13 protein-coding genes and 1 pseudogene are annotated in these 15,785 nt (G+C 58.6%); 7 read left to right on the top strand and 7 right to left on the bottom strand.

Going from position 1 to position 15,785, the window contains the following annotated elements; translation table 11 throughout:
* Positions 1–371: 371 nt before the first annotated feature.
* Positions 372–2,099 (top strand): IlvD/Edd family dehydratase, encoded by a 1,728-nt coding sequence (locus tag ACSQ36_RS32355; RefSeq protein ID WP_436186436.1) that lies wholly within the window; start codon positions 372–374, stop codon positions 2,097–2,099.
* On the opposite strand, the pseudogene ACSQ36_RS32350 reads toward ACSQ36_RS32355, so the two are convergent.
* The 3 genes and pseudogenes from ACSQ36_RS32350 to ACSQ36_RS32340 form a co-directional block, all read right to left on the bottom strand.
* Positions 2,062–2,178 (bottom strand): annotated as a pseudogene (locus ACSQ36_RS32350) (LysR family transcriptional regulator); the annotation flags it as partial. The gene ACSQ36_RS32355 and the pseudogene ACSQ36_RS32350 overlap by 38 nt on opposite strands.
* Before the next feature lie 110 nt (positions 2,179–2,288).
* Complete coding sequence (locus ACSQ36_RS32345; protein ID WP_213763756.1) at positions 2,289–3,671, bottom strand: sigma-54 dependent transcriptional regulator; 1,383 nt, start codon at positions 3,669–3,671, stop codon at positions 2,289–2,291.
* Positions 3,672–4,401: 730 nt separating this feature from the next.
* Positions 4,402–5,325, bottom strand: coding sequence for a LysR family transcriptional regulator (locus ACSQ36_RS32340; RefSeq protein ID WP_436185194.1), 924 nt, complete (start codon positions 5,323–5,325; stop codon positions 4,402–4,404).
* 138 nt (positions 5,326–5,463) lie between these two features.
* Between ACSQ36_RS32340 and ACSQ36_RS32335 the strand changes: the two genes are divergently transcribed.
* Complete coding sequence (locus ACSQ36_RS32335) at positions 5,464–6,219, top strand: SDR family oxidoreductase (protein WP_436185193.1); 756 nt, start codon at positions 5,464–5,466, stop codon at positions 6,217–6,219.
* 82 nt (positions 6,220–6,301) lie between these two features.
* On the opposite strand, the gene ACSQ36_RS32330 is transcribed toward ACSQ36_RS32335, so the two are convergent.
* The 4 genes from ACSQ36_RS32330 to ACSQ36_RS32315 form a co-directional block, all read right to left on the bottom strand.
* A complete protein-coding gene (locus ACSQ36_RS32330; RefSeq protein WP_436185192.1) occupies positions 6,302–7,567 on the bottom strand; it encodes an NAD(P)/FAD-dependent oxidoreductase in 1,266 nt (421 codons plus the stop codon).
* Positions 7,568–7,599: 32 nt separating this feature from the next.
* A complete protein-coding gene (locus tag ACSQ36_RS32325; protein WP_436185191.1) occupies positions 7,600–8,898 on the bottom strand; it encodes an MFS transporter in 1,299 nt (432 codons plus the stop codon).
* A gap of 96 nt (positions 8,899–8,994) precedes the next feature.
* Positions 8,995–9,606 carry a helix-turn-helix domain-containing protein gene (locus tag ACSQ36_RS32320; RefSeq protein ID WP_213763751.1) on the bottom strand — a complete coding sequence of 204 codons (612 nt, stop codon included), beginning with the start codon at positions 9,604–9,606 and terminating at the stop codon, positions 8,995–8,997.
* Positions 9,607–10,085: 479 nt separating this feature from the next.
* Complete coding sequence (locus ACSQ36_RS32315; RefSeq protein ID WP_436185190.1) at positions 10,086–11,231, bottom strand: porin; 1,146 nt, start codon at positions 11,229–11,231, stop codon at positions 10,086–10,088.
* 730 nt (positions 11,232–11,961) lie between these two features.
* Between ACSQ36_RS32315 and ACSQ36_RS32310 the strand changes: the two genes are divergently transcribed.
* The 5 genes from ACSQ36_RS32310 (at position 11,962) to ACSQ36_RS32290 (ending at position 15,783) form a co-directional block, all read left to right on the top strand.
* Complete coding sequence (locus ACSQ36_RS32310; RefSeq protein WP_213763749.1) at positions 11,962–12,273, top strand: DUF4148 domain-containing protein; 312 nt, start codon at positions 11,962–11,964, stop codon at positions 12,271–12,273.
* A 249-nt stretch (positions 12,274–12,522) separates the two neighbouring features.
* Positions 12,523–12,735 carry a DUF4148 domain-containing protein gene (locus tag ACSQ36_RS32305; protein ID WP_089164691.1) on the top strand — a complete coding sequence of 71 codons (213 nt, stop codon included), beginning with the start codon at positions 12,523–12,525 and terminating at the stop codon, positions 12,733–12,735.
* 134 nt (positions 12,736–12,869) lie between these two features.
* A complete protein-coding gene (locus ACSQ36_RS32300) occupies positions 12,870–13,550 on the top strand; it encodes a response regulator transcription factor (RefSeq protein ID WP_213763747.1) in 681 nt (226 codons plus the stop codon).
* Between the two features lie 57 nt (positions 13,551–13,607).
* On the top strand, positions 13,608–14,987 hold the full coding sequence (locus ACSQ36_RS32295; protein ID WP_436186435.1) for an ATP-binding protein: 1,380 nt from the start codon (positions 13,608–13,610) through the stop codon (positions 14,985–14,987).
* Between the two features lie 64 nt (positions 14,988–15,051).
* Positions 15,052–15,783 (top strand): response regulator transcription factor, encoded by a 732-nt coding sequence (locus ACSQ36_RS32290; protein ID WP_213763746.1) that lies wholly within the window; start codon positions 15,052–15,054, stop codon positions 15,781–15,783.
* Positions 15,784–15,785 lie beyond the last annotated feature (2 nt).

Raw genomic sequence — 15,785 nt, 5'->3', positions numbered from 1 at the left:
GCGCCCGCATTGCAGGAACGCACCACGGCGATCCGCGCGATATTCCAGGCGTTGCCGATCATCACCGCCATGAAACATGCGATCGCGCATTGGCTAAACAATGAGCAATGGCGCACAGTACGTCCAACGCTCAAGCGATCGGAGCGGGTGGCGGCACGCCCGGTCGAACAGTTGACGGCGGTAGGCTTCACTATGCCGGGGGGCGTCGCAATAGTCTCTATATACGCTCCCGCGGCCGGGCAAACTGGAATCCAACCGACGCCCAGGCGCGAACCATCATTTACTTCATAGGGAATTCCCCAGTGACCGATCAATCCGACAAGCCGGCTGACAGACCGGACGACAAGCAAGCCCCGGTCCGCGCGACCGGCATGAAGCGAGGACTTACGTCGTACGGCGACCAGGATTTTTCGCTGTTCTTGCGCAAGGCGTTCATCAAGGGCGCCGGTTATACCGACAAGGCCTTGAACCGGCCGGTAATCGGTATCGTCAATACGGGGAGTGCGTACAACCCGTGTCACGGCAACATGCCGCAACTGATTGAAGCGGTGAAGCGCGGCGTGATGCTTGCCGGCGGTTTGCCGATGGACTTCCCGACCATCTCCATTCACGAAAGCTTTGCGTCGCCGACATCGATGTACCTGCGCAATCTGATGTCGATGGATACCGAGGAAATGATTCGCGCGCAGCCCATGGACGCGGTCGTTCTCATAGGCGGTTGCGACAAGACCGTGCCCGCGCAATTGATGGGCGCGGCGTCCGCGGGCACGCCTGCCATCCAGCTCATCACTGGGTCCATGCTGACCGGCTCGCATCGTGGCGGACGCGTGGGTGCATGTACCGATTGCCGTCGCTATTGGGCCAGGTTTCGTGCGGCCGAGATTGACGAGGAAGAGGTCGCCGACGTCAACAACCAGTTGGTCGCGAGCGTGGGAACATGTTCGGTGATGGGCACCGCTAGCACCATGGCCTGTGTCGCGGAAGCATTGGGCATGACGGTTCCCGGCGGCGCGTCGCCTCCTGCCGTCACAGCCGACCGGATTCGCGTGGCGGAAGAAACGGGCGCACGGGCAGTTCAGATGGCAGTCGACGGTCTCACCATCGACAAGATACTTACCGTAAAAGCCTTTGAAAATGCGATGCGCGTGCTGCTGGCAATCGGAGGCTCGACCAACGCGATTGTTCATCTGACGGCTATTGCCGGACGGCTGGGGCATCGGATCGATCTGGACACGCTCGACCGGATGGGCAAGGAAACGCCGGTGCTGCTGGATCTGAAACCAACCGGCCAGCACTACATGGAAGACTTCCACAAGGCGGGCGGCATGGCTACGCTGCTGCGCGAACTCAAGCCGTTGCTCCATCTGGACGCGCTGACCGTCACCGGGCGCACGCTGGGGGAGGAGATCGAGCTTGGCGGACCCGGGTATCAGCAGGACGTCGTGCGATCATTTAGTCATCCGATCTATCCGGAGGGCGGACTTGCCGTACTGCGCGGCAATCTTGCACCGGGCGGCGCGATCATCAAGCAGTCGGCGGCTGATCCGGCGTTGATGGAGCATGAAGGACGTGCGGTCGTCTTCGACGATCTGGAGGACATGGCTAGCCGGATCGACGACGAAGCGCTGGACGTCACCGCGCAAGACATTCTTGTGCTGAAGAACATTGGCCCGGTCGGTGCGCCGGGGATGCCCGAAGCGGGTTATATCCCCATTCCACGCAAGCTGGCGCGAACGGGTGTCAAGGACATGGTGCGGATCTCCGATGGCCGCATGAGCGGCACCGCGTTCGGCACGATCGTTCTGCACGTCACGCCGGAAGCGGCCATTGGCGGCCCGCTTGCCCATGTCCGCAATGGGGACCGGATTCGTTTGAGCGTGATCAACCGGGAGATTGCGCTGCTTGTGCCGGAAGCGGAATTGCATCAGCGTGCGCTCGACAACCCCGTCGTTCGTCCGACCGCAGGACGTGGTTACCGGAAGTTGTTTTTGCAGACGGTGACGCAAGCGGATGAGGGCATGGATTTCGATTTCCTGCAGAGCGAAAGTCTGCAGCAGGAGAAAGAGAATGAGCGCGCGCGGCGACCGCCGCGGCGGTAAGGTCAAGCCGGCGTGCGGCTTCGGCAATCGAGCCGCACTTGAGAACCGCTACGAAACTTTGGATGTATCGGATGTTAATGAAAGCGATTCCAGCACTCCGGACTCTGTTTGGCTCACGGGCAGGGCGGGCCGGGTGGGCAGGAGCACTAGCGTCGCAGATGCTCCAACGGCCGCTGCCGCAGGAATGAACTAGTCCAGGCCAAGACCCGACGGCGTCTCTACATTGCGCATGTTGTAGGCGGACAGGATCCGGTACAGGGTCACACGGGACACGCCGAGTTCGCGCGCCGCGTCGCCGACGCGCCCGCGATTCCTCAGCAGGGCCATTTCGATAGCCTGCCGTTCTCCCACTTCGCGCGCCTGCGCAAGCGACATGGGCACGCATTCCGCAAACTCGCCGAGTTCGAGATCATGCGCGCCGATCAAGCGGCCTTCGGCCATCACGATCGCGCGCCGTACGCGGTTGATCAGCTCACGCACATTACCGGGCCAGCCATAGTTATGGATCGCGGCGATAGCGTCAGGGGCGAAACCGCGCAGACGCCGGTTGGCGTCTTTCTCGAATCGATCCAGCATGTGCCGGGCCAGCAATTCAATGTCCTTGCCACGCGAGCGCAACGGCGGCTCCTCGATCTGCAGCACGCACAACCGGTGGTAAAGGTCAGAGCGAAACCGGCCCTCGATCATTGCAGTCTGCATGTCCACGTGCGTAGCCGAGACAATGCGCACATCGACGGAAGTGGACTCATGACCGCCCAGGCGCTCGATCTTGCGTTCCTGAAGGAAACGCAACAGGCTCGCCTGGCTCTCCAGCGGCAAGTCGCCTATCTCATCGAGGAACAGCGTGCCGCCGTTGGCCGCTTCAACGCGCCCGATCTTGCGCTGATTCGCGCCGGTGAACGCGCCGCGTTCATAACCGAATAACTCGGATTGCAAAAGATGCGCGGGAATGGCCCCACAGTTGATCGCGACAAACGGCTCGTTGCGCCGTACCGACCGCGCGTGAATGGCTACCGCCGTCAATTCCTTACCTGTTCCCGATTCGCCGGAGATAAACACGGGCGCGTCGGTCATGGCCACTTTTCGGATCGCGCGGAAGAGCGCAAGCATGGCGTCGCATGAGCCGATCATGTCGCCTTCGGCGTTGCTGTCGTTCTTCGCGTTAGCGGGATCGCGCGTCCCTCCGTCATGCAAGGCGGCGATTCCGTAAGCATGACCCAGCGCGTTCAAAATCCGCTCGCCCGATGCGGGGAGCGTTACATAATCAAAGCAAAAATCCCGGACGAGACGCCGAATAGTTGAATCTTCAAGTTGCGCCGGCGACAAGAGCGCTAACCAGCCCACTGTTTTTACCGATAGCCAGGTTTCAGCCAGCCGCAGATTAGCCAGAACGTTTCGCGCCGAGAAATCGAGCAAACCGCCGCTGGGCTTCGACGAGAAATTCCCCGGTTCACGGTCCAGTTCCAGGGATTTGACTGTCCAGCCGCGCGCATCCAGGAGCGAGCGAAGTTCGAGCGTCAAAGGATCGCCTACGTAAAACAAATGCCTGGGAAGCGATGAAGAAGCAGCCATGAAAGTCATACCGGTTAGTTATAGCGACCGCCGCTATCAAGTCGCTGCGGGGTCAGCACATTTTGGGCACGTGGCGATAAGTTGCAGTTGCCGGCCTCACGAAAACTGCACGCGCTTTAGTTATATCGACTCAGTACGCGGAAACTTGAAGGAATCGAAGGTTGATCGGCTGTGTTGGTCATGCCATAAAACCCCGTTTGAAGTTCGCGTCCCGTTTTCGGAGGAGCATCAAGTAAGAATCAAGTAACAAGTCTTCTGATTCTCGCCGGCAAGCATTTTTTGTGCGGCAATAAGCTTTTTACGGCTCTTATTCGCATATGTTATCTGCGCGTGTAGCCGGCTGTTTACTTTTTGCCGCCACGACTCATTATTTCACGTTATTTCACGTTCGCCCATGCGGGTATCGAGCAGGCGCGATTGTTATGAGAACGCGACACGGCCGGCGAGTTCGAATCAGGCGCCGTTTAACGGACTTTCGTGATCGGCAATGGAAGCAAATACCAATCTAGGATGAAAATAGCGATTTGGCTTGATTATTTGTATGAACATAGCAAAGCCTGGACGCAGCAGGGCCGGGCTCCTATCTGGTCTATGGGGTTATCCCTAGCTAGCCATCATCCCAACATCGGCCGGCACCTTAGAGCGCGCATAGCGAATTCCAAGCGCCGGCAGGGCTTGGTCGATGGTTCGCATGTTCGCACGGCGTTTTTTTCGTCCTCGGAGCGTGAAGTCAGCCCGACACATAAGGCCCATGCTGCAGTTCTGATTTCTCCAGCGCTGCCAGCACGGCGTCGAACACGAGCCGGATGCGTGCGGGCACAGGTCCCCGCTGCGGTCTGTAGACGTAGACTGGCCACGGTTCCGGCGCGACGTCGTCGAGTACGCTTATCACCTTGCCCGCGCGCAGCAAGGGCAGGGCGAGATAACTCACGATCTGCCCAAACCCCATTCCCGCCACCACGGCGCGGCACTCGCACTCGCCGTCGTCGGTCTGGAACGCAAGGTTTGTCGGCGTCATTTGCTGCCCATTGGAAAACTGCCAGGGCCACACTCGCCCGGTGTTCCTGTCGATGAATCCCGTCGACGGCAGCAGCGCAAGCTCAGCCAGGTCCGCGGGATGGCCCACGCGTGTGACAAGCTTTGGACTGGCAATCACGGAGAAGCCCACGTGCGATGCAGGACGCACCACGAAGCGACTATCCCGCATGAAGCCGATCCGCACGCCAATATCGATTTGCTCCGCGATGGGGTCGCTGATCGCATCGGATAAACGCAGGTCAAGCGTGATGCGGGGATGCTTCTCGGCGAGCCGCACAAGCGCGGGCATGAGAAAACGTTCGCCGATGGACTTGGGCGCGGTCAGCCGGACCAGGCCGGCAATCTCGGCATCGATCTCGCTGTCCTTCGGTCTTAATAGATCATCCATCTGCTGCACGAGTTTGCGCGCCCGCTGCGCAAACGCTTCTCCTGCTTGCGTGGCGCGCACGCGCCGGGTGTTGCGATGGAACAGGATTTCGCCCACCAGCGCTTCCGCTTCCTGAACGGCTCGCGTGATTGCCTGAGGCGAGGTGCCCAGCCGGGTAGCCGCTTCCTTAAAGCTCTGTGCTTCAACGGCCGCACAATAGATGCGCAACATTTCAAGGCGATTCTGCATGATGGGTTCTCGGTTTTGCTTCCATAAAATGGAATTATGAAATCGTATCATTTCCATTGAATGGCTGGCTTGAGATTCCCATACTGTGTTCTGTCGCGGGGGCATTCGCCCTCTCAGAAACACAGGAGCCTGTCAATAATGAGCAATCACGTCAGCAATGGAATTGAAGGCAAGGTCGTTGTCATCACCGGCGCGAGCAGCGGGCTTGGTGAAGCCACAGCGCGTCATTTGTCGGCGAAAGGCGCGTCGCTTGTATTGGGTGCGCGTCGTCTGGACCGGCTTGAGAGCATCGCCGCCGAGTTGCGCGAAGCGGGCGGCAAGGTCGAGGTACTGGCCGCCGATGTCACGCGCCGCGCCGACGTGCAGGCGCTGGTCGATCAGACAGTGAGCGCCTACGGACGCGTGGATGTCATGATCAATAACGCAGGGCTCATGGCGATCGCGCCGATCTCGGAGATGAAGGTCGACGAGTGGGAACGCATGATCGACATCAACATCAAGGGCGTGCTGTACGGGATCGCCGCCGCGTTACCGGTATTCCAGAAGCAGGACAGCGGCCACTTCATCAACATTTCTTCGGTGGCGGGCATCAAGGTCTTTAGTCCCGGCGGCACCGTCTATAGCGGCACCAAGTTTGCCGTACGCGCGATTTCCGAAGGACTGCGTCACGAAGTCGGCGCGTCGATCCGTACGACGATCATCCTGCCGGGCGCGGTCGATTCCGAACTGAAGCTCGGCAGCTCCCATGAAGAGAGCGCGAAGGTGGTGGGGCAGTTTTATCAGCAAGCGATTCCCGCGGACTCGGTGGCGCGGGCGATTGCTTACGCGATCGAGCAACCCGGCGATGTCGATATCAACGAGATCGTGCTTCGTCCGACCATGCAGGAGTTCTGATCGGCGGGCTCCGGCAGCGCGAGTGCGCGTCGCCGGAGTGGGTGCTGGACGTTGTTATTGTCGATTCGTATCCGGTCCAGTCTCAGGCATTGAACCTGTCCAGACGGAACGCCTTCGGGTCCACTCTTGGCGTGTTTCCGGTCACCAGATCTGCCATCAACGCGCCGGCTGCCGGGCCAATGCCGAAACCATGCCCTGAAAATCCCGCTGCCAGAAAGAATCCTGGAATTTTGCCGACCTCCGAGATAACCGGCACCGCATCTGGCGTCACATCGATAAACCCGGCCCAGGCTTCGGCGACCGTCGCATTCTTGAACGCTGGGAACGCATGCTTTAACTTGTCGAGTGCGCCGTCGACCATCTTCATGGTCGGCGGCGGATCGAGCGTCCGGCAAGCTTCGAATGGCGTGGGGGTATCGAGGCGAAAGTGGCGCGGAATGCTCATCTCTTCTATAAAACACCTGCCTACGCGAAGCTTTAAGTACTTGCGCTCTGCCATCCACGCCGGCAGGAATTGACGGCACAAACGGATGCTGTCCGGTGTGAGGTCTGCTATCGACGCACCGAGTTGCGACACCGTATACCCCCCGTCAGCGCGCTTGCGGCACGTAAAATCCGACCCATTGATCGCCATCTCCAAGCCGGTCTCTAATGGCCCCGTTCGCAGCACTGACGCATGTACCTTCAACTGCGGAAAGTCGATCGCGTTGTTGCCGCAAAAAAGCCGTGACCATGCGCCGCCTGCCAGTACCACTGACGCACACTTCACCACGCCAAGCTCGGTGACAACCGCCGACGTTCTTCCCGCGCTGGTCTCTAGCCCGCGAACCGCGCACCGTTCGAACACCATTGCACCGGCTTCGGTCGCCAGTCTGGCGATTGCGGCGGTGGCTAGCGTGGGTTCGGCAACGCCGTCGCCCGCACTGTACAAAGCGCCGATCCACGGGCGGTTCGAGGCGGGAATAAGACGCGCAAGTTCATCCCGTCCCAACAGGCTTCCTTCCGTGCCCGTGTCTTTGGCCGAGTTGAGCCACGCCTGATGACGGGCCATCTCATTGTCCGTCTCCGCCAGATAGGCGAGGCCGGTGCGCCGGTAACCCACGTTGATGCGCGCCTGGATGTCGGCCCACATATCGTTCGCTATGGCGGATAGCGGCAACTCCTTTGGATCGCGCCCGACCGTGCGAATCCATCCCCAGTTGCGCGACGACTGTTCGCCCGCGATCATGCCTTTTTCGAATACAGCGACGCGTACCCCCTCGCGTGCCAACGCGAGTGCAGTGCTGATGCCGATAATTCCGCCCCCGACGATCGCAACGTCGATCTCCGCAGGCAATGTCGAACGCATGTTATGTCCTTGAAGAAAAGCGGTCGTTCATGTCAGTGAGCACGGCTTTGGCTAGCCGACAAGCCCACTAGCGCGACCACGCCGATCACGATCACGTAATAAGCCGGCGACATGATGCTGCCCGTCTGCGCGACAAGGAAGCCGACCACGAGCGGCGTGACGCCACCAAAAAATGTCTGCGATGCAACGTAGGCGATCGACACGCCCGTTGTCCGGCACGACGTTGGAAAGAGCTGCGACAACAGCGAACCGACCGGTGCGTAATAGAAGCTGTAGAACACCAGCGACATCGCGCATTGGAACAAGATAAGTGACTGGAACGAGGGCGTATGCGTCAGCATGAAGAACATGGGAAAGACCATGATCAGGCCCGCGATCAACGCAATCCGCATGACCTTGATGGTCCCGAAACGGTCGGCAGCCAGTCCGCCGAAGATCGGGAAGATCGTGCTGACGAGGCCACTGAAGATGGATGCAATGAAAGCGGAGTCCTTAGCTATGCCAAGATTATTGATGGCGAACGTCGGCATGTAGATATTAAGAAAACTGGCTACATTGCCCGCCGCCACGACTGCCGCGCCAATCAGCAGGAAACGCTTGTGAAAGGTAAAGACTTCCGCAAGCGGCCGATGCGGTTTGTCCGCGACTTCTTCGAACTCGCGCGTCTCGTTGATCTTGGTGCGGATATACAGCCCAACGGGACCGATCAGGCAGCCGAAGATGAACGGCGTGCGCCATCCCCACGAATCGACTTGCTCTTGCGAAAGATAGTGATTGATCAGGTAAGCAAATAGCGAGGCGGTCAACACCGCGAGGCCGGAGGTCGAGAACTGCAGGCTGGCGAAGAACGCTTTCGTGCGCGAGTTTTGCTCGGTCAGGTAAGAGTTCGCGCAGCCGAATTCACCGCCGACCGAGAACCCTTGCAGCAGGCGTCCGAACACGAGCAGGGCGGGTGCCCATGCACCAATCATCCGATACGTCGGAATCACCGCCATCAGGACGGTGCCGCAGAGCATCAGGAACGCAGCGATGGTCAGCGCGGCGCGGCGGCCGCGTTTATCGGCATAGATGCCCAGTACGACCGCGCCAACGGGCCGTACGACATACGCACTCGCGAAGGTCAGCAGGCTGTATAACAAGGCCGACTGCGGATTTCCAGTGGGGAAAAACAGGTGCGAGATGGTGATCGCGAACATCGCATAGACGAGCAGGTCGAACCACTCGAAGAATGTGCCCACGTTTGCCGCCACCACGTCACGAATCTTGTGCGTGGATGCCTGCGAGGATGATGGAATGCCGTCCGAGCCGATACTGCCGATCGCCTGCTTCATCTTTGCGTCCTGTGTGGTGAGCACCGGCCGGTCAGGGCGCGGTGTGTCCAGTACAGCTAAGTAGGCGCACAAGACTGGCCGCGCCCGGGCGAAAAACTAAACGTAGAAATGATTGCTGTTGATGACGAGAATGGTGGTGGGCGACTCCCAGCCGTTCTCCCATCTATACCGGTGGCCTGACGGAAACCCATATATGTCCCCGGCTTCCAGCAACATTTCCTGGTCGTCGACGAACAGGCGCAGCTTGCCGCGCACGATATAACCAATCTTGTCGCCGGTCTGCAAGACGAAGTTCACGTCGGACACAGCGCCCGCGCCAATCTCCATGAGGAACCCTTCCATGACCGAGCAGCCCGCGGGTGTCACCCGATATTTAGTGACGCCGCCGACGCTCACTGGCTTGCGGTCCGCGAGCCGCACGACAAAGTCCGCGCCTGCGCCGTCTTGCGGAGCGGGCGTGTTGCTCTCATCGAACAACGCGGCGCCATCGACGCCCAGCGCATGGCAGATGTTGCGAAGCACGCGAATGGACGGGGAACTGATGCCGCGCTCGATCTGGCTGAGCATGCTGACGGACAGGCCGGCTTGCTCTGCCACGTGTTTGAGGCGTAGGTCCTGCGCCTTGCGCATGGCGCGCAAGCGGCCGCCGATGACCACGTCTTGCTCGTGCACAGGGGCATTCGTCAACGGCAAGGAGTCTTCGGACACGGTGTCGCCTTGTGGAGGCAGATGGGAAAATTACACTGTGATGAAGTTTCTGCCAAAAAATTATTGTTTTCAAGCAAACAATAAGGATTGGGTGAAAATTTTGGCTAAGTTAGCCAGACGACGCGTGTCCCGGCTGGCGACGAATGAGTGGGATTAATCGGTCGATTCGCCGAGGCGAGGCGCAGGCAAAATTCGATGAACCGCAGGCGCTGATCGATCCGCTCAGCGGGCTTGCGATGCTGCATAGTTATCTCGGTGACCTGTCCGCCTACGATGTGGACGGTCCTGTCCCGGAGGTTGTGATTAGTGGCAAGGAGGTGCGCAGCATCGCTGAAAACCTGTTGAATCTGTCTTGGTTTGAAGCGTGTGGTTTTCGGGGCTTAGCGATGCGATGGTTTTGTGCAGCCTGTTGCGCGGACCTCTTGCAACAAGCTGCACGCGCAAGTGTTGCCAGCGCCGCCCCCTTTCTATGCGAACGATCAGAACCTGTGTGTCATCGCGAGCCGGGCCATCAACTGATTCCCGGTTGAAGAAATCCCCGATGAACCCGGAATATCCGCATTGTCGAACTGCGTTCCCGTGTTGCCATTCACGTGTTGATAGGCTCCTTGAATGTAGACCGACGTACGCGTGCTAAGGTCATAGTCAAGCATCAACGAGAACTGATTGTACTTAGGCATCGAGCGCCCGGTCGTAGCGGAAATGTGAGCGAACGTATAAGTGTAGGCAGCCGCCATCCAGAAATCAGGCTTGAAGAAGTACTGGCCATTGACCTCAAAGTTGTCGAACTTCCACGAGTTCTGAGTACCCGCCACCGGCTGATCCGTAAAGTACGCATTGCCAGTCGGGTTGTACACGTCTATATGCGAATACGCGAACGCCAACATTGCCTTGTTCGAGAATGTGTACGACACGCCCGCGTCAATGTTCTGTTGCGAGTCAGCCGTAAAGACCGTTGTATCGTTCGACACGGCGCCCGACGCATTGGCTCCGCCACTATTGGTCTTCATGTACGCGAGAGCCGCAGCAAAGCCTCCCATCTTATAGGTACCCGCGGCACTGTACATGCGGTTCGTCGCGAACCCGCCCGCCTGGTTGCTGAAGCCATACATGGCTTCGCCAGTAAAGCCGCTATAGGTCGGCGACACATACTTGACCGAGTTCTGGATACGATAATCCCAGTCCGAGTTATCGTTGTCGAACGGATGCGCCGCCAGATCGCCAATGGTGTTGCCCGCTGCCGTGAAGCCGCTCCACATGTCGATGGTGGGATCGTACTGGCGACCCATCGTGAACGTACCATACTGATCTGACGATAAGCCAACGTAAGCTTGCCGCCCAAACTCAAGACCGCCTTGACCCAGTTGCCCGTTGTTCGTGTTGAAGCCATTCTCCAACAGGAAGATTCCCTTCAGTCCATTGCCCAGGTCCTCACTGCCTTTCAGGCCCCAGCGGCTACCCACGGTGTCGCCACTGACCATTTCGTAGCCGCGATGGCCTTGACCATTACTCGTAAAGTCAAACCCTTCGTCGATCAAGCCATAGAGCGTGACGCTGCTTTGCGCATGCGCGACGGTGCTCAGAAAAATTGCCGGAATCGCAGCGGCTAGCAAGGTTCTCTTCATGATTTTCAATCCCAATATATAGATTCAGACGCGTGTGTGTCGCTTGATGTCGGTTCTTGCAGCGCAAACGTAATGACGAACTTAAGACTTCATGAAAGCGCCCACGAAGGTTAATGAGCCGTTATTCATAGCTGCGGCGACTAACTGAAATTCAGACTTTCAGGCGCAGGAAGAGACGCGTCAAAAGCGCGTTGCGGCTTGCTGGCGAGGGGACGGATTTCAGCGTGGAGCATCAGGCAGGGACGAACGAGGACGATGCGTGTCGTGAATCCGATACAGCCAACTTCCAAACAATTTGAATTGATGTATTGGGACCGTGCCCAATGCTTCACAGAGTCCGTATACGCATCGCCAAAAAGGGACGGCGTGAAAGTACGGCCTCTCCAAACAGGCAGGGAAGTGTGATGGGTGAAATGTGGTTTGTAAGCGAAACGAGCCTTCACGCAAGCAGGGTGTCAACTCCACGCCATCATCGAAAGCCCGGTGCTCCTGAATCAAACGCGCTTGCCGGTTCGTTCAGTGCGCACGCGGCAGCAGACGATCCTGACGTTCGGCCGGCCCTTGCATAGAGGCACTGCGCTGACCTTAACGAATCTTAAATTACTCTTCATGTTACAGCGGACTTTCCGTCGTAATCAGTTCGCTATCCTGAATCTCGTCACCCGTCGCTAGACAAAACCAGCGAGGCGCAGGCGACTACTCAAGACCGATATCTTTACGGAGAACACCCATGAAACGCCTTTCCGCTGCATTGATTACGTTTTCACTCGCCCTTACCAGCGCATCGGCCTTTGCCGCCCCAAGCCTCACGCAGGCTGAATGTCATGACTATCCGTTCACGCAACTCAAGCACACCGTTACGCACAAACAACTGATGCAGGAGTTAAGCGAACTGGAAGCGGTCGGATATCAGCCGACCTCCGACGACAACGAATATCCGGATGATCTACAAACCGCCGAAGTCAAGCTGCATCAGGAGTTCCGTCACGACTGCATGCCGGCGCAGGTCGCAGGCGATCCCGCCAGTCCGTCCACGAACTAAGTCCTGAGCGTTGCCTCCGGACAACCGGCCGTGGACGAAGCAAGCCGGCAATTCGACCTGTCGCACCAAGCAATGGTTCGCAAACATTTCAATGTTGTCTTAGAGGCTTTCCCCTAAGCGAATTTCAGTAAATATCTTTTCATGAAGCAGATGACGGACCGTTAAGGGTCACCGCGTAGTCTCAACATCGTCGCAACGCCATTAGCGGACAGCGACGCTTAATTCACCCGATTTCCCAGGAGTAGCGACATGAAAAAACTTTTTTTCGCAGCCAGTCTTCTCTCATGCGCAGTGTGTTCTTCGGCATTTGCCCAGTCACCGGCGAAACCTGCTCAAGACCAATCGTGGAAGCCGCCGGTCTCGACGCTCACCCGCGCGCAGGTTGAGCGCTCGCTTGTTCACGCTGAAAAAGACGGTCAGCTTAATTACCTCGATTCGGTGGTTTATCGCGGCGGCCACTAAGGTCAGGCACCTTTCTGATGCCTGTCCGTCAATTCCATTCGCCGATCTCATCGAGTCGGTTGTGGCATCATTTACCCTCTGGTAGTGCAGACGGCACCCGGTTTTTCGCCGGTGCCGACTTTGGATTGGGAACAATGACGACACGAGTGCTCACGGTAGAGGACGATCCGCTAGCAGCGAATGAGATCGTGGCAGAGCTTGAAAAATGCGGGTTCGAGGTGGACTGGGTGGATAACGGACCCGACGGTCTTGCCCGTGCGATGAGCGGCGACTATGACGTGATCATGCTCGATCGCATGCTCCCGGGACTCGACGGCCTGACTATTCTCACCACTTTACGAACGGTTGGCATACAGGCACCGGTGTTGATGCTAAGCGCGCTTGGCGACGTAGATGAGCGTATTCGCGGCCTGCGCGCAGGCGGTGACGACTACCTGACCAAGCCGTTTAATTCAGACGAACTCACAGCACGTCTCGAAGTACTGCTGCGACGCCGGCGCGAGACGCCCACACGCAATGAAACAACGCTGAATGCAGGACCGCTCCTCATCGATCTGATTTTGCGCAAGGTGACGCGCGACGGCATTGAAGTGTCGTTGCTGCCAACCGAGTATCGGATCCTGGAGTTCATGATGCGGCACGCCGGTCAAACCATCACTCGCACCATGCTGTTCGAAGCGGTGTGGGGTTATCACTTCGATCCCGGCACCAATCTGATTGACGTTCACATGGGACGCTTGCGCAAGAAGATCGATCCCCCCGGTGCCAAAGCAACGATTCAGACCGTGCGCGGTTCGGGCTACATCCTGACGTGATCCCTCTCCTATAAGAACACCTTGGCTGACTCAACGAATCGAACGCATCCCGTAGAAATGGGGCGCCGCTGGCATAACACGACCTTCAGGTGGCTTTCGGTCTACGCCGTCATCTTCGCGCTGTCGGTCATGGTGCTGATCGGATTTATCGGCTGGTCCGCAACCACTCGCATGGAGTTCGATGCGGACTCGGTGTTGCATTGGCAGATCTTCTACTTCGGGTCCATTGAGGACCAGGCACTTCCGGCGACCATTTATCGGCGCACGGAAGGCGAACACCTGAATACCAATTACTTTGGGCTGTTTGCCCCCGACGGCACCCATCTCGCCGGCGATATCCGCGTGCTGCCGCCGGACCTGCCGCTCGATCGTCAAGGTCATACGCTCAACGATAGCCTGATCGTCGCCAACCAGGCGAAGTCGCCGGTCGTTCGAGCCGTGGGCGTGCGTCGGCACAGCGGCGAACAGATCGTGGTGGCCCGCGATCTCACGCACGTGCTGGCTGTTCGCGAGACAATGATCAACGCATTGGTTGGCGGTGGCCTGTTCTGCTTGCTGGTGAGCATAGCCAGTGGCTTGTTGCTCAACCTGCGGCAGATGCGGCGTGTGCGCGATATTCGTAACGTAACCTTGCGGATCGCAGAGGGTGACCTGAACCGGCGTTTGCCGATCGGCGGCCGAGACGAGTTGGACATGCTCGCGCATCTGGTGAATCACATGCTCGAGGAAATCGAACGGCTGATGACGGAGGTCAAGAGCGCGTGCGACGGAATAGCCCATGACTTGCGTACCCCGGCCGCGCATATCCGCACCTTGCTCGCCAACGTGGCCGAACGCATGCACGTGATCCAGGACGACGGCGTCGCGCAAATGCTCGATCGTGCGCGAGTCGAGGCCGATATGCTGCTCGACCGTTTCGGTGCGATGCTCCGCATTTCGGAGATTGGCGCCTTGAAGCGGCGTGGCGGATTCTCTTCAGTGGATCTCACTACGCTGGTTCATGAATTAAGCGAACTGTATAACCCGCTCGCCGAGGACCGGGGAATTAGCTGGGCGGTTGTGGTCGAACAGGTTCCCGCTGTCCATGGCGATCGCGCGTTGCTATTCGAAGCATTCAGTAACTTGCTCGACAACGCGATCAAGTTCGCGCCGGACAACGGGTCCGTGCGTATTGAACTGACGGATCATCCGCAGGGCGCCCTACTGGTCATTTCGGATAATGGTCCAGGTATCCCGGAGCGCGAGCGGGAAGCGGTGTTGCAGCGCTTCTACCGAGCCGATCAGACGCGTCATCTGGCAGGCTCGGGACTCGGTCTCAGCATTGTGTCGGCCGTGATGCGGCTGCACGATTTCGCGCTTCGTGTGGGCGCCAATGGGACCGGTACCACCCCCGGCACGACGATGACGGTTGAATGCTGGCCCCACGCGCTCGAATGATGCGCGTGCTGATTGCCGGCCCTGATTACCCGATCAACCGATTAACCGAGTAAGAGCCACCCCTATGCGCGTTCTGCTCATTTCCACCGTCTGCACTGAAGGCGCTTATTTGCATAAGGCTTTACGCGAAAGCGCGCACAGCCTGCAAATGACCGACGATCTACGCGACGGGCTTCATCTCGCGTCGCAAGACACCTTTGACGCGGTGCTGATCGTAGCCGTCGATACTGAATCCATCTGCAACCTGGCTACGCTGTTGTCCGAGTTCGCGCGTTTGCCGGGTTCGCCCGCGATCCTGGTCGTGCTCGGACGCGCGACGCCTGTAGAGAGAGCGCGCATGCTGCGCGCGGGTGCGGACGCGTGCTTCGTGCAGCCGTATTCGTTTATCGAAATGCAGGAACGTATGCTGGCGTTGCATCGATCGTCGGTGCAGGGCGTGGGCGACCCCACGCTTGACCTTTCGCTGAGGCTGGATCCACTTACGCGGGAGCTGGTGGAAGGAGACAAGCGTTTCCCCCTGACCAAGCGCGAGTTCCTGTTGGTTGAGTCGCTGCTGCGCCAGCCCGATGCCCCCGTCGCGCGCGACCAGTTGATTCGGTATGCGTGGCCCGACAAGGACGTCGTGGATCCGTCGAGCGTTAACCTGGTTGTCTCGCGGCTGCGCCGCAAGCTTGAGTTGCATACCTTCGGTGCGCGTCTTGAAACCGTCAGCCGCTTCGGTTATCAGATCATCACGACCCAACCGCCGCCGGTTCTCGCCTTGTCCGTTTCTCGATCGAACCTTGGAAATGCGTAAGC

It is taken from the genome of Caballeronia sp. LjRoot34, assembly GCF_964253815.1.
GTDB lineage: Bacteria > Pseudomonadota > Gammaproteobacteria > Burkholderiales > Burkholderiaceae > Caballeronia.
The sequence above is the reverse complement of the archived record's forward strand: the minus strand, read 5'-3'. Positions and strand labels throughout refer to the sequence as shown.

What these genes read in the sequence shown, in the direction of transcription:
- ACSQ36_RS32355 (WP_436186436.1), top strand. Translation starts at nt 372, where the DNA reads ATGAAGCGAGGACTTACGTCGTACGGCGACCAGGATTTTTCGCTGTTC.
- ACSQ36_RS32345 (WP_213763756.1), bottom strand. Translation starts at nt 3,671, where the DNA reads ATGGCTGCTTCTTCATCGCTTCCCAGGCATTTGTTTTACGTAGGCGAT.
- ACSQ36_RS32340 (WP_436185194.1), bottom strand. Translation starts at nt 5,325, where the DNA reads ATGCAGAATCGCCTTGAAATGTTGCGCATCTATTGTGCGGCCGTTGAA.
- ACSQ36_RS32335 (WP_436185193.1), top strand. Translation starts at nt 5,464, where the DNA reads ATGAGCAATCACGTCAGCAATGGAATTGAAGGCAAGGTCGTTGTCATC.
- ACSQ36_RS32330 (WP_436185192.1), bottom strand. Translation starts at nt 7,567, where the DNA reads ATGCGTTCGACATTGCCTGCGGAGATCGACGTTGCGATCGTCGGGGGC.
- ACSQ36_RS32325 (WP_436185191.1), bottom strand. Translation starts at nt 8,898, where the DNA reads ATGAAGCAGGCGATCGGCAGTATCGGCTCGGACGGCATTCCATCATCC.
- ACSQ36_RS32315 (WP_436185190.1), bottom strand. Translation starts at nt 11,231, where the DNA reads ATGAAGAGAACCTTGCTAGCCGCTGCGATTCCGGCAATTTTTCTGAGC.
- ACSQ36_RS32310 (WP_213763749.1), top strand. Translation starts at nt 11,962, where the DNA reads ATGAAACGCCTTTCCGCTGCATTGATTACGTTTTCACTCGCCCTTACC.
- ACSQ36_RS32305 (WP_089164691.1), top strand. Translation starts at nt 12,523, where the DNA reads ATGAAAAAACTTTTTTTCGCAGCCAGTCTTCTCTCATGCGCAGTGTGT.
- ACSQ36_RS32300 (WP_213763747.1), top strand. Translation starts at nt 12,870, where the DNA reads ATGACGACACGAGTGCTCACGGTAGAGGACGATCCGCTAGCAGCGAAT.
- ACSQ36_RS32295 (WP_436186435.1), top strand. Translation starts at nt 13,608, where the DNA reads ATGGGGCGCCGCTGGCATAACACGACCTTCAGGTGGCTTTCGGTCTAC.
- ACSQ36_RS32290 (WP_213763746.1), top strand. Translation starts at nt 15,052, where the DNA reads ATGCGCGTTCTGCTCATTTCCACCGTCTGCACTGAAGGCGCTTATTTG.